This window comes from Flavobacterium indicum GPTSA100-9 = DSM 17447 (assembly GCF_000455605.1).
Classification (GTDB): domain Bacteria; phylum Bacteroidota; class Bacteroidia; order Flavobacteriales; family Flavobacteriaceae; genus Flavobacterium; species Flavobacterium indicum.
In genome coordinates, this window is the sequence record NC_017025.1 from 589,540 (window position 1) to 603,355 (window position 13,816).

The window sequence follows — 13,816 nt, forward strand, 5'->3', positions numbered from 1 at the left end:
ATTTTTAGATTTCATGTTAACTTATTATTAATTAGTGAATTATAGTATTAAGTATTCATTAATTTAAATGTTTTTTTGAAAATATCGCAATTTAATTTGGTGATTAAAATTAAAATTACTAATTTTAGAATATAATCTACTAATTAAATTGACATGAAAAGATTTTTACTACTTACAGTTATGCTTTTCATTGCTCAGCTAAGCTCCGCAATAGAAAATGATTCTTTGTTAAATCAAGCAAGAGAATTTAGTACAAAGAAGGATTATAGTTCGGCTATTATTTGTTACAAAAAATATTTGAAGGAAACTTCAAATAAAGATTTGAAAGAAGTTTATATTGAGTTTGCAAATAGTTATTATTTAAATAAACAAAAGAAAGAAGCAATACAAACTATCAGGGTTGCAATTGAAAAATATGGTTTTGTCGAACAAGATTTTATTTTTAATAAAACTTTAAATGAAAAATTGTCTGATGAAGCTTGGGCAGCAATATATGATGATTATTTTATTTTAAGAGACAGGTATTTGGCTAATCAATAAAAATAAAATAATTAGTTAAAAATTCCTCATAATCTATATATTTGTTACTAGATATGAGGAATTTTTATTTTTATTTAATAGCTTTATTAAATTGTTTTGCAGTTTTTGGTCAAATTTCTAATAATGATTACAATTTAGATTTTCAATTATTTAGGGGAAATATATATAAACATACACCTGATGTAGCACATTTGGCCACTGGACATCCAGATGGATTTCTGTTGTCTTTTAATAGGAAAACAAATGGATCCAAAGAATGGCATCACTATTTTAATTACCCGGAATTTGGATTTTCATTGCATTCAATGAATTATAACATGAAGTACTTAGGTACTAATTATGCCATTGGTGCGCATTTTAACTTTTATTTTTTAAAGCGTCATTTGCTATTAAGAATCTCTCAGGGAATTGGAATGACTACGAATCCTTATGATAAGGAATCAAATAATAAAAATAATGCTTTTGGGACTAAAGTCCTCGATAATAATTACTTCTTATTACAATATCAAAAGAAAAATTTAATCGGCCCCATTGGAATTCAAACTGGTTTTATGTTGTCTCATTTTTCGAATGGACGATTTAAAGCACCTAATAGTGGTTTAAATACGTATAGTTTTAACTTTGGGTTGAATTATAATTTTGATAAAGAAAATGAATTTATTAAATCAGACTCTTTACCTAGTAAAAAATCGTTTAGAGAACCTATCAAATACAACCTAGCTTTTCGAACAGGTCGCTCTGAAGGCCCAGTTGTTAATTTGGGGCAAAGACAATTTTATCATATTGGTTTGTATGCTGATAAACGTATTGGTAGAAAAAGTACACTTCAATTAGGAACAGACGTTTTCTTTTCAAGGTATTTACGGGATTATATTAAGTATGTAGTTGTAGCTAAACCAAAGGGACAAATTGTAAAACCAGATGTTGATTATAAGCGAGTTGGTTTGTTTGTTGGGCATGAGTTGATTATTAATAAATTAACTATTGAAACACAAGTTGGGTATTATGTTTATAAGCCCTTTAAGTATGAAATTGACATATACCAACGTTTGGGATTAAAATATTATTTGCATAAAAATATTTTTACAGGTGTTGGTTTGAAATCTCATGGAGCACGTGCTGAAGGAATTGAAGTAACTTTAGGAACTAGATTATGATGAAATATTTACTTTTATTGACCGCACTGGTTATGACTGGTTGTGGTGTTTCAGAAGATTGTTTTAAAAATTCTGGATCGATACAAAATAAAAACCTTTCAATTGCTGATTTTGATAAAATTAGAGTTCATTCTGGAATTGAATTAGTTGTTAAACAAGGTGCTAATTATAATATCAGAATTGAATCGGGACAAAACATTATTGATAATATTGAAGTATCTAAAGAAGGAGAATTTTTAATAGTAAAGGGTAATACAACCTGTAATTGGACACGTGATTATAAGGCCGCAACGGTTTATGTTACAACTCCTAATTTAATTGAAATTCATAGTAAAACAGAACAAGATATTCGTTCAGATGGTATTTTATCATTTCCAATTCTCCGCTTATTTTCTTTAGATGGCTCTGGAGAGTCAGGAACTGGTGATTTTTATCTTACTATAAATAATGGGCAAACTGTGGTGGAAAGTAATTATATAGCAAATTTTTATTTAAATGGATATTCAAATGAATTATTATTAAATTTCTATTTTGGAGATGGTCGTTTTTATGGCGAAAATTTAGAAGTTGAAAATATTAAAGTTTTTCATCGTGGATCTAACGATATGATTATAAAACCAATTCAAAGTGTAACTGGTAAAATTGAAAGTACTGGAAATGTAATTTTAAAAAATAATCCACCAATTATTGATGTTCAACAATTGTTTACGGGTATTTTAATTTTGAACTAAACTTACTTGGTTTTTTCTCTAAATACTTTTTCTAAATTTTTACCTAATTCAGAAATTGAAGCGTCTTCAACAAGTTTACCTTTGTTAATAATGATAATGCGATCACAAATGGCTTCTACTTCTTGCATGATGTGGGTGGATAAAAATACGGTTTTGTCTTTACCAATATTTTTAATTAATTCTCTAATTTCAACTAATTGATTAGGGTCTAATCCTGTTGTTGGTTCATCTAAAATTAATACTTCTGGATTGTGTAATAAAGCAGTAGCTAAACCGACACGTTGTCTATACCCTTTAGAGAGTTCACCAATTTTTTTATGACTTTCTGGGGTTAAACCTGTTAATTGAATTACTTCTTCAATTTTAGATTTTGAAACTTTATGTAAATCAGCATTAAACTCTAAATACTCTCTAACATATAAGTCTAAATATAAGGGATTGTGCTCCGGTAAATAACCAACTGATTGTTGAACCTGTTTGGTTTGAGAAAGCACATCAAATCCATTTACTGATGCTTCTCCTTCATCAGCCGTCAAATAAGTAGTCAATATTTTCATTAAAGTTGATTTTCCAGCACCATTCGGACCCAAAAATCCAACAATTTCACCTTTGTTTACAGAAAATGAAATGGAATCCAAAGCTTTTTGTTCTCCGTATACTTTAGTAATATTTTTTACTTCGATTGACATGATTTGTGTTTTTAGCAAAAATAATAAAATAAAGTTATAAGCGTATAGATAAAATAAAGTTAAGAAATATTCATTTTGTTTAAATATTTTGTAAATTTGTTAAACAAAAAAATAACTTAAATTATGGCAAAGAAAAAAATAACCGAAATAAATAAAGATACTGTGGTGTCTTTTTATATGGATCATGTGCTTTTAAAAGGTCACAAGCCACATTCAGTATATGAGTTTGCTAAGATTAATGGTATTGAAGAATCGGAGTTCTATAAATATTTTGCTTCTTTCGAGGCGTTAGAAGAACAGTTTTTTTCTGATATGTTTCATTATACATTAGAATTATTAAATAAAACGGCTGAATATGAAAATTATGATGCTGCACAAAAATTGTCTTGTTTTTATTTTACATTTTTTGAAATAGCTACTGCCAATAGAAGTTTTGTTGTGTACTTGCTTAAACAAGAAAAAATGCCGCTGAAGAATCTTATGAAGCTAAAACAACTTCGTAAAGAGTTTTTGTCTTATGTTAAAACGGTTTTGGAAACCCCTTATAGAATTGAAAATCAAAAAATAACAGATATTCAAAATCGAGTGGTGCATGAAGGGGCTTGGTTGCAATTCATGTCTGTCCTTAAGTATTGGATAGAAGATACATCAACTAGTTTTGAAAAAACGGATGTGTTTATTGAAAAATCAGTGAAAGCTAGTTTTGATGTGGTGTATAATGTTCCGATTGAAAGTATTCTCGATTTTGGAAAATTTATTTGGAAAGAACGATTTGGAAATTTTAATTCAAAAAAATGATATCCCAACCAATAAATTTTAATATCCTATTGTTAAATAAGGGGATTCTATAGGTTTCCACTGAAAAATATAACTTAAACAGATGAAAAAAATAGATTCTATTCCAACGAATAAAGTGGAACGTGTAGCTAAATTAGTTACTACCGGTGTTAAAGTAGGTGGGAATTATTTAAAATACTACGGCGAAAAGGTGGTTAATCCAAATTTAACAAAGGATAAATTGCATGAGAATAATGCTGCTGATATTTATGACGGATTAAAAGAATTAAAAGGCAGTGCTTTAAAAGTGGCTCAGATGTTGAGCATGGAGAAAAATTTATTGCCTCAGTCTTATGTTGAAAAATTTTCGTTGTCGCAATTTTCTGTTCCGCCTTTATCGGCACCCTTAGTTCGCAAAACGTTTAAAAATTATTTTAAAAAATATCCAGAGGAATTGTTTGATGAATTTGCGCCCGATTCTATTAACGCAGCGAGTATTGGTCAAGTACATCAAGCCAAAAAATATGGGAAAGATTTAGCGGTAAAAATTCAATATCCTGGTGTAAGAGAAAGTATCAGTACTGATATCGCACTGGTGAAGCCTATCGCGGTGCGAATGTTTAATTTGCAAGGTACTTCAGATGAATATTTTCAAGAAGTGGAGGATAAATTAACAGAAGAAACGGATTATCAATTAGAATTGAAACAAAGTGAAGCTGTTCGTAAGGAATGTGAAGTGATCGAAAATTTAAAATTTCCAAGTTATTATCCTGAGTTGTCTTCGGATAAAATCATTACAATGGATTGGATGAAAGGTGTGCATTTATCTGAATTTTGCAAAACGGAAGTTTCTCAAGATAAACGAAACAAACTAGGTCAAACGCTTTGGAATTTTTATATGTTTCAAATTCATCAATTAAAAAAGTTTCATGCTGACCCGCATCCAGGTAATTTTTTAGTCGATGATCAAGCCAATTTAATTGCGATTGATTTTGGTTGTATGAAACAAATTCCAGATTCATTTTATAAACCTTATTTTGAAGTCTCTACACCAAGTGCTTTGGCAAATGCAGACTATTTCAAGGAGAAATTAGTTGAATTAGAAATTTTAAAACCAACGGATAGTACTAAAGAAATTGAATTTTTTACCGCAATGTTTCATGAATTGTTAACGGTTTTTACAGAACCCATTCACAAACCTGAATTTGATTTTGCCAATCCTGTATTTTTTGGAAAAATAGCAGCGCTAAGTGAAAAATTTGCAAACGACAAGCAATTGCGTAAAATGAATGGGAATCGAGGTTCTAAGCATTTTATTTATGTTAATCGAACGTTTTTTGGTTTGTATAATTTAATGTTTGATATCAAAGCCAAAATTAAAATTAACGATTTTGAAAAATACTTATCATAAAGGGAATAAGTCTTATTTGCCAAGTAAAATTTGTGCCTCTTGTGAGAAACCATTTTCTTGGAGAAAAAAATGGGAGAAAAATTGGGATGAAGTAAAATATTGTAGCGATGCTTGTAGAAAAAGGAAGTAAAAAAATCATTTGGTTTAGGAATAATTTGCGTACACACGATGCTGCTTTTTGGAATCATATTCAAAAAGAGGATGAGGTAATTGCACTCTATTGTTTGGAACCAGAATGGTTAAAACCTACTTCTTTTGGCTGGAAAAAAATGGAAGTCTTTCGGGCTCAATTTTTAGTAGAAACGTTGCGAGACTTACAACTACAATTGTCTAAAAATAATATTTCTTTTTATTTTTTTCAATGTCAGGCGGTTCAGGCTTTTGAAGAAATTTATACTAGTTTTCCATTTGATACTATCATTACACAAAATGAATGGACTCAAGAAGAAGTTGAGGTTGAAAATAAAGTCAGAACTGCTTTCCCCAACGTTAGCTTGAAAACGGATTACGACCAATTTTTAATTGAACCTGCTCAATTGCCTTTTTCTCTAAACGATTTACCCAATGTTTTTACGTCTTACCGCAAAAAAGTGGAACAAAAATGGGCTGTTAATGAAGTGATTCCTAAGGCAAATTATTTGTTTAAAAAAATAGATTTACCCTTTTCTTCTGCTGTACCTACTGTTGAAGAATTGGGGTATTCTTCTTTACAGGTAGATGAACGTTCGGCTTTTCCTTTCAAAGGCGGTGAATCTGAGGCGTTACAACATCTGAAAAAATACATTTGGGAACACCAACAAATAAAAACTTATAAGGATACCAGAAATGAATTGGTGGGTATTCAATACAGTACCAAATTGGCTCCTTGGCTAGCAAATGGCTCGCTTTCCGTTCGAACGGTGTATCATGAAGTGAGAAAGTTTGAACAGGAAGTCTTAGAAAATGATTCAACCTATTGGGTCTTATTCGAATTGTTGTGGCGCGACTTTTTTAAATGTGTTAGTATTAAATACGGAAATCAATTGTTTCAACTTTCAGGGATTTTAAACCGAAATTATAATTGGAAAAGAAATGAAAAAGTAATTGCTGATTGGATCAATGGGAATACCCGTTATGATTTTATCAACGCGAATATGTTGGAGTTAAAAAATACGGGATGGATGAGTAATCGAGGAAGACAAAATGTAGCGAGTTATTTTGCAAAAGAAATGGAACAAGATTGGCGAATTGGGGCGAGTTATTTTGAAGCTTTTTTGATAGATTATGATGTGCATTCCAATTATGGGAACTGGAATTATTTAGCTGGTGTTGGAAATGATCCGCGAGACCGTAAGTTTAATATAGAATTACAAGCTAAAAACTACGATAATTATTATGTTTTTCGCAATCTTTGGTTAACTAAAAAAGCGGTAGAATTATGATTTTGCGCTTGCTTTTAGGTGATCAATTGAATGATGCTCATTCTTGGTTTCAGGAACAAGATCAGTCGAATTACTTGTATGTAATGATGGAGGTGCAATCGGAAACGAATTATGTAAAACAGCACAAACAAAAGATTGTCGCTTTTTTTTCTGCTATGCGAAATTTTGCAGAAACTTTAAGTTCAAAAGGTTGTCAGGTATATTATATAAAAATTAATGATTCGCTTAACAAGCATTCTTTTGAAGAAAATATAAAGGGGCTAATTGAATCCTTTTCAATAACGGCTATACACTATCAATTGCCCGATGAATATCGATTATACCAAGTGTTTAAAAATTTTAAATCGATATTTTCTCTTGAAGTTAAGGCTTTTGAAACGGAACATTTTTTCTGTAGTTTGTCTGAAATTGCAGAATTGGGTAAAGAAAAAAAATACTATTTGCTTGAAAACTTTTACCGGCACCTAAGAAAAAAACACCAAGTTCTTGTAATAAACGATAAACCGTTGGGAGGAAAATGGAATTTTGATGCAGAAAATAGAAATAAATGGAAAAATCAAGTTCCTATTCCTCATGTAGTCCACTTCAAAAATGATGTTTCAGATGTGGTTGAGGATTTAAAGGCTATGAATATTGAAACCTTTGGGAAATTTACTTCTATTTCGAACTATCCCAAGTCAAGAGAACAGGCCTTGTTGCAATTAGACTATTTTATAACACATTTATTGCCTCATTTTGGAACGTATCAAGACGCCATGCATACTGATGAGGTATGGTTGTTTCATTCTAATTTGTCCTTTGCCATGAATGTAAAAATGTTGAGCCCTAATGAAGTGGTTCAAAAAGTAGAAGATTATTACGGAACTAATCAAGATAAGGTAGGTTTGGCACAAGTAGAAGGATTTATTCGGCAAATTTTAGGTTGGAGAGAATTTGTAAGAATGGTGTATTGGAATAAATTTAATGAGTTGAAATCTGGCAATTTTTTAGAACATGAACGCGCATTGCCCGAAGTTTACTGGACGGGAAAATCGAAAATGAAATGTGTAGCAACTTGTGCGCAAAATTCGTTAGATCATGCTTATGCACATCACATTCAACGATTAATGGTTTTAGGAAACTATGCACTTTTAATGGAATCTCATCCAGATGAAGTAGATGCATGGTATTTGGGCGTTTATGTTGATGCAATAGAATGGGTTCAATTGCCAAATACTAGAGGTATGAGTCAGTTTGCAGATGGAGGTATTGTAGCTACTAAGCCCTATATTTCTTCGGCCAACTATATTGATAAAATGAGTAATTATTGTGCTTCTTGTTCTTTTGATAAAAAAACCAAAACGGAAGAAAATAGTTGCCCGTTCAATAGTCTGTATTGGCATTTTTTAGATCGAAATAGAAATCGGTTGGAATCCAATCAACGTATGAAAATGATGTATGCTATGATGAATAAAATGGACCAACAAGAATTGAGTAAAATAAATGAACGCGCACATTTTTTAATTGAAAAAAGAAACCTATAGAGTGTATGAGTGGAACAAAAATTATAGCGTTAAGACCGAATGCTGCATTTTCAGAAACTGAAATAGATCGAATTATTGAAATGGCTTGGGAAGACCGAACTCCTTTTGAGGCTATTGAGTACCAATTTGGTATTCCTGAAAAAGAGGTCATTCAAATCATGCGAAAAGAATTGAAACGTTCGTCTTTTAATTTGTGGAGAAAGCGTGTCAATTCGGGGGTTAGTCAAAAACATGCACAGAAGCGAAACCCCGAAATAAATCGCTTTAAATGTACTTTACAAAGACAAATCACAGGAAATAAAATATCAAAAAGATAAAAGCTATGAAAAAATTTTTAATTATTGGGGGAAGTAAAGGAATAACAAAAGAGGTGGTGCAGCAACTTTCTGCTCAGGGCGATTTTTGTTACGTTGTTTCAAGGACGGCACCCGATTTTCCGTTTAACGGAACTCATTTTGCCTTGAATGTGCTAACAGACGAATTGCCAACTATAGATGCTATTGACGGTATTGTATATGGAGTAGGGACAATTAACTTAAAGCCGTTTCATCGACTTACTATGGATGATTTTGCAAATGATTGGCAAGTGAATGTAATGGGGGCTGTTAAAGTGATGCAACATTATTTACCTCAATTAAAACTTGCCAATCAAGGGAGTGTGGTTCTGTTTAGTTCGGTGGCAGCACAACGCGGTATGCCATTTCACGCCAGTATTGGTGCAGCTAAAGGTGCTGTGGAAGGATTGGTAAAGAGTTTGGCAGCTGAATTGGCGCCTAAAATACGAGTAAATGCTATTGCTCCTTCCATTGTTGATACACCTCTTGCAGCCGGAATCCTAAGAAATGAAACTGTAAAAGAAAATATGGTAGCAAAACATCCATTAAAACGGATTTTACAACCTGAGGATGTAGCCAAAACGGTTGTTTTTTTACTTAATGATTCCTCAAATGGTATAACCGGACAAATATTTATTCAAGATAACGGACTGATTTCAATCAGCAACTAAAAAAAATAGTTATGACAAAGTACCCAACAGTTGATACATCAAAATTAGTCTCTTTTTCTATTGATGAAATAGGAGATAACCATTTATTTACTTCTGTAGAAACTCCCATGAAAGCGGATGCTTTTCTCTTGTCTGATGATGAGAAAAAAGATAAAATCGCCTTTCATTTTAAGGAAATAATGGAAGTTTTAGGACTCGATTTAACAGATGATTCCTTAAAAGGGACTCCACAACGTGTGGCCAAAATGTATATCGATGAGATTTTTTGTGGCTTGAATCCAGCGAACAAACCTCATGTGGCTCTTTTTGAAAATAAATACCAATACAACCAAATGCTTGTAGAGAAGAATATTACGTTCTATTCTAATTGCGAACATCATTTTGTCCCTATTTTTGGTAAAATACATGTGGCGTATATTTCAAAAGGAAAAGTAATTGGGCTTTCAAAAATAAATCGAATTGTGCAATATTTTGCTCAACGACCACAGGTTCAAGAACGTCTTACAATACAAATTGGTATAGAATTACAACAGATTTTAGAAACAGAAGACATCGCCGTAATTGTCGATGCAAAACATTTGTGTGTGTCTTCTCGAGGCATTAAAGATGAAAGTTCGGCTACGGTAACCAGTTACTATGGAGGAATATTTCAAAACGAGCAAAAAATGATGGAACTACATAATTATTTGAAAATGTAGTGAAGAACTGAAACTTTTTATATATTTGCCTTTCATAAAACAAAAAAATGAACAACTTATTTACTTATTTCAACAATTTCTTTTTCTATTTCTGGTGCCAGAAACGGGATTGTTATTGTGTAAACTAAAGTTGGTAAAAGTATATATAATATAATCCCGGTGTAAGCTTACATCGGGATTTTTTTTTTAAAATAAGTTTATGAAAGTAGCAATTCAAGGTATTCAAGGTTCTTTTCATCAGCAAGTAGCACATCAGTATTTTGATGAAACTATAGAGGTGGTGGAATGTAAAACTTTTAAAGATGTAGCCAAACAATTGGCAAAAAATGAAGTTGATTTTGGTATTATGGCTATAGAAAATTCAATTGCTGGAGCTTTATTGCCTAATTATGCACTAATTGATACGTATCAATTCAATGTTGTAGGCGAATATTATTTAAAAATAAGCTTGAATGTAATGGCTTTACCTGGACAAAAAATCGAGGAAATTCAAGAAATTCATTCGCATCCAATTGCCTTGTTACAATGCGCTAAATTTCTAGAAAAGCATAAACATATTAAAATCATTGAAAGCGATGATACGGCTATTGCCGCCAAAAATATTTTTGAAAATCAAACAAAAGGCGTTGCGGCACTTGCAGGACCAACAGCTGCAGTAATTTTTAATTTGGAAATTTTAGCTCCTGAAGTTCAATCGGTGGAAAGTAGCATTACTCGTTTTATGATTTTAGAAAAAGAAATAACCAATTATCAGTCTAAAAAAATCAATAAAGCTTCTTTAAAGTTTCAATTAGACGATACGCCCGGTAGTTTGGCAACGGTGCTCAATGTGTTGCATAATTGCAAGTTGAATGTTACAAAAATTCAGTCTTTACCAATAATTGAAACACCATTTCACTATTCTTTTTTTATTGATGTTGTTTTTGATAAGTACCCTCACTATGAAAAAGCAAAAAAAGTAATGGAATTGATGACTAAACAATTTAAAGTATTAGGGGAATATCCTCTAGGAAATCAAATATAAACGGAAAATAAATTTTAAATTTACAACATTATAAAATTAGCTATGGAAAATAGTAAAGCATTAGGCACTTGGTTAGATGATTTTAAATTATCGCATCCATTAGTAATTGCTGGACCTTGTAGTGCAGAAACAGAAGAACAGGTATTAGAAATTGCAAGAGAATTAAAAAATTCTGATGTAAGTATATTTAGAGCAGGAATTTGGAAACCTAGAACACGACCAGGCGGATTTGAAGGTGTGGGTGAAATAGGGTTGAATTGGTTGCAAAAAGCAAAAGAGGAAACAGGTTTGTTAATGGCGGTTGAAGTAGCTAATGCACAACATGTTAAATTGGCTCTTGAACACAATATAGATGTATTATGGATAGGCGCAAGAACTACTGTAAATCCTTTTGCAGTTCAAGAAATTGCAGATGCACTTCAAAATACTGATAAAATTGTATTGCTTAAGAATCCGGTGAATCCTGATTTATCCTTGTGGTTGGGAGGTTTAGAACGTTTGTATAATGCGGGAATCAAGAAATTAGGTGTCATTCACCGAGGTTTTTCTACTTATGAAAAAACAAAATACAGAAACAATCCAGAATGGCAAATAGCAATTGAACTTCAAAGTAAATTCCCCGATTTGCCTTTGATTTGCGATCCGTCGCATATTACAGGCAGAAGAGACATGATTCAAGAAGTATCACAACAAGCTTTAGATTTAAATTATGACGGATTAATCATTGAAACACATTGTAATCCAGATAAAGCATGGAGTGATGCACCGCAACAAATTACACCAACCGCATTAAAACAATTATGTGTTGATTTAAAAGTGAGAAAAGAATCGGATGATGCCGATGAGTACAATCAGAAATTAGCGGGATTACGAACACAAATAGATGAATTGGATGCTAAGTTAATTAATGTACTGGCCAAGCGAATGAAAATTGCTGATGCAATTGGAATGTTGAAAAAAGAACGAAATGTTGCAGTATTGCAAAGTAATAGATGGAATGAGGTATTGGGCAGAATGATATTAGATGGCGAAGAAAAAGGATTGAGTGAGGGGTTTTGGCTGAAATTATTTAAAGCCATTCATCAAGAAAGTATTAGCCACCAAGAAAAAGTGTTTAAAGAATAAAAAAACCTCTTCATTTGAAGAGGTTTTTTTATTCTTTAACTGCTCTTTTAAAGAAGTATCTTGTAATAAATATTCCGTTACCATCATCTTTTCCGGCATCACTTTCTGCTGCGCTTGTAATCTGAATTAAATCCCAACCATCTTTGCTGTATTTATTTAAAAGTGAGGTCATCATAGCGTCATTAGAGGCAATATTTTGAAAATTTATACCTACCATACTGTAAAAATTTACAAGAGTAGTTTCATTTAAATCATCAATTTTAACATCAGAACGGTCCTTGTTTGTTTTGTCTTTTCCTTCTTTGCTTCTTACAGTTGTAAATTCAGTGTAGTCAACTTCAGTTCCGTTTTCAATAATTCTAGATCTTCCCGCTCCTCCAGGTACAATAGATTCGATTGTTGTTACAATTTTGAATTCAGATATTTGCCCGAAAACGGCACTTGATATTGTTAAAAAAAATATCAAACAAAAATTAAATTTTTTCATACGATTATAATTTTTAATTAAATGGTTCAAACAAAAATAATAATATTAATTTATATTAAATATTATCAGAATTATTAAAAGGTAAATTTCTAACTACATCATTAAATATGAATTGTTTTTTTATTTATTCTTTTTCATAAGAAATATTATCTTTGTTTAAATAATTATTAGTTATCCTTAGTTTTGAAGGACTAACTTCTTACTTCTAACTTTAAATGACAGGAACCGTTTATAAATCTACAGGAAGTTGGTATACCGTAAAATCAGAGGCAGGTGATTTTGTGGAATGCAGAATAAAAGGAAAATTCCGAATGAAAGGAATTAAAAGTACCAATCCAATTGCGGTAGGTGATTTAGTTGATTTTGATTTAGATGAAACAACAGATGAGGTAATTGGTCAAATTCACACCATTCATGATCGAAAAAATTACATTGTTCGAAAATCGGTGAACTTATCCAAACAAACGCATATTATTGCTTCAAATATTGATGTTGTTTTTTTAATTGTTACCATTCATAATCCTGTTACAACAACGAGTTTTATTGATCGGTTTTTAGTTACTGCTGAAGCATACGGAATTGAAGCGGTTTTGCTTTTTAATAAAATCGACACCTTTACTAAAGAGATAGAAGATGAACAATTGTACTTGCAATATATATATTCTCAAATAGGTTATCAATGTTTGCGTGTTTCGGCTGCAACGGGTAAAGGAATTGCGGAATTAAAAGAAGTAATGAAAGATAAAGTGTGTATGTTTTCCGGACATTCAGGGGTTGGGAAATCAACTTTGGTAAACGCATTAGAACCAGGTTTAAATTTAAAAACAAAGGAAATATCCGATTCACATAGTCAAGGCCAACATACTACGACTTTTGCAGAAATGTTTGACTTATCTTTTGGAGCAAAAATTATTGATACTCCCGGAATACGTGGTTTTGGAGTGGTAGATATGGAAAAACAAGAAATTGGAGATTACTTTCCTGAATTTTTTGCTTTAAAAGACCAATGTAAATTTAATAATTGTTTACACAAAGAAGAACCCCATTGCGCAGTTAAAAAAGCGTTAGAAGAAGACGAAATAGCTTGGTCTAGATACAACAGCTATCTTAAAATTTTGGAAGGAGACGAAGAAACCTATCGAAATGATATTTATGATGCCGATCGAAAAGCAAGTGATGAAACAAGGAAAAGTTAGTTTACAGTTTTAAGTCACAGTTTGTCATTCT

The 13,816-nt window shown here is 31.7% G+C and carries 15 protein-coding genes and 1 pseudogene; 14 read left to right on the plus strand and 2 right to left on the minus strand.

Going from position 1 to position 13,816, the window contains the following annotated elements; all coding sequences use genetic code 11:
* The first annotated feature begins 153 nt into the window (after positions 1-153).
* Genes KQS_RS02460 through KQS_RS02470 form a run of 3 tightly spaced genes read left to right on the plus strand, consistent with a single transcriptional unit; the run spans position 154 to position 2,428 of the window.
* Positions 154-540: a hypothetical protein gene (locus KQS_RS02460; RefSeq protein WP_014387630.1), complete on the plus strand. Its 387-nt coding sequence runs from the start codon at positions 154-156 to the stop codon at positions 538-540.
* A gap of 53 nt (positions 541-593) precedes the next feature.
* Entirely contained in the window at positions 594-1,697 is a 1,104-nt protein-coding gene (locus KQS_RS02465; RefSeq protein WP_014387631.1) for an acyloxyacyl hydrolase, read from the plus strand.
* The gene (locus tag KQS_RS02470; RefSeq protein ID WP_014387632.1) at positions 1,697-2,428 is read left to right on the plus strand and encodes a head GIN domain-containing protein; all 732 of its coding nucleotides are present in this window, start codon (positions 1,697-1,699) and stop codon (positions 2,426-2,428) included. The genes KQS_RS02465 and KQS_RS02470 overlap by 1 nt, the downstream gene beginning before the upstream one ends.
* 35 nt (positions 2,429-2,463) lie before the next feature.
* On the opposite strand, the pseudogene KQS_RS02475 reads toward KQS_RS02470, so the two are convergent.
* Positions 2,464-3,117, minus strand: a pseudogene (locus KQS_RS02475) (ATP-binding cassette domain-containing protein); the annotation flags it as partial.
* Positions 3,118-3,240: 123 nt separating this feature from the next.
* Here KQS_RS02475 and KQS_RS02480 point away from each other — a divergent pair.
* From KQS_RS02480 to KQS_RS02520, 10 genes are all read left to right on the plus strand, one after another.
* On the plus strand, positions 3,241-3,915 hold the full coding sequence (locus tag KQS_RS02480) for a TetR family transcriptional regulator C-terminal domain-containing protein (RefSeq protein ID WP_014387633.1): 675 nt from the start codon (positions 3,241-3,243) through the stop codon (positions 3,913-3,915).
* A gap of 82 nt (positions 3,916-3,997) precedes the next feature.
* On the plus strand, positions 3,998-5,305 hold the full coding sequence (locus KQS_RS02485; RefSeq protein ID WP_014387634.1) for an ABC1 kinase family protein: 1,308 nt from the start codon (positions 3,998-4,000) through the stop codon (positions 5,303-5,305).
* 16 nt (positions 5,306-5,321) lie between these two features.
* Positions 5,322-5,435, plus strand: coding sequence for a DUF2256 domain-containing protein (locus tag KQS_RS14150; protein WP_449404063.1), 114 nt, complete (start codon positions 5,322-5,324; stop codon positions 5,433-5,435).
* Positions 5,413-6,726, plus strand: a complete 1,314-nt coding sequence (locus tag KQS_RS02490; RefSeq protein WP_014387635.1) for a DASH family cryptochrome — start codon at positions 5,413-5,415, stop codon at positions 6,724-6,726. The genes KQS_RS14150 and KQS_RS02490 overlap by 23 nt, the downstream gene beginning before the upstream one ends.
* Positions 6,723-8,249 (plus strand): cryptochrome/photolyase family protein, encoded by a 1,527-nt coding sequence (locus KQS_RS02495; RefSeq protein ID WP_014387636.1) that lies wholly within the window; start codon positions 6,723-6,725, stop codon positions 8,247-8,249. Before KQS_RS02490 ends, KQS_RS02495 begins: the two co-directional genes overlap by 4 nt.
* Before the next feature lie 5 nt (positions 8,250-8,254).
* Positions 8,255-8,566 (plus strand): TIGR03643 family protein, encoded by a 312-nt coding sequence (locus tag KQS_RS02500; protein ID WP_014387637.1) that lies wholly within the window; start codon positions 8,255-8,257, stop codon positions 8,564-8,566.
* Between the two features lie 5 nt (positions 8,567-8,571).
* A complete protein-coding gene (locus KQS_RS02505) occupies positions 8,572-9,255 on the plus strand; it encodes an SDR family NAD(P)-dependent oxidoreductase (protein WP_014387638.1) in 684 nt (227 codons plus the stop codon).
* A gap of 11 nt (positions 9,256-9,266) precedes the next feature.
* On the plus strand, positions 9,267-9,953 hold the full coding sequence (folE, locus tag KQS_RS02510) for a GTP cyclohydrolase I FolE (RefSeq protein WP_014387639.1): 687 nt from the start codon (positions 9,267-9,269) through the stop codon (positions 9,951-9,953).
* Positions 9,954-10,152: 199 nt separating this feature from the next.
* A complete protein-coding gene (locus tag KQS_RS02515; RefSeq protein ID WP_014387640.1) occupies positions 10,153-10,977 on the plus strand; it encodes a prephenate dehydratase in 825 nt (274 codons plus the stop codon).
* A 42-nt stretch (positions 10,978-11,019) separates the two neighbouring features.
* Entirely contained in the window at positions 11,020-12,102 is a 1,083-nt protein-coding gene (locus KQS_RS02520) for a bifunctional 3-deoxy-7-phosphoheptulonate synthase/chorismate mutase type II (protein WP_014387641.1), read from the plus strand.
* A gap of 28 nt (positions 12,103-12,130) precedes the next feature.
* Here the strand turns inward: KQS_RS02520 and KQS_RS02525 are convergent, their stop codons facing one another.
* A complete protein-coding gene (locus KQS_RS02525; protein ID WP_014387642.1) occupies positions 12,131-12,589 on the minus strand; it encodes a hypothetical protein in 459 nt (152 codons plus the stop codon).
* A 215-nt stretch (positions 12,590-12,804) separates the two neighbouring features.
* Between KQS_RS02525 and rsgA the strand changes: the two genes are divergently transcribed.
* On the plus strand, positions 12,805-13,785 hold the full coding sequence (rsgA, locus tag KQS_RS02530) for a ribosome small subunit-dependent GTPase A (protein WP_014387643.1): 981 nt from the start codon (positions 12,805-12,807) through the stop codon (positions 13,783-13,785).
* Positions 13,786-13,816 lie beyond the last annotated feature (31 nt).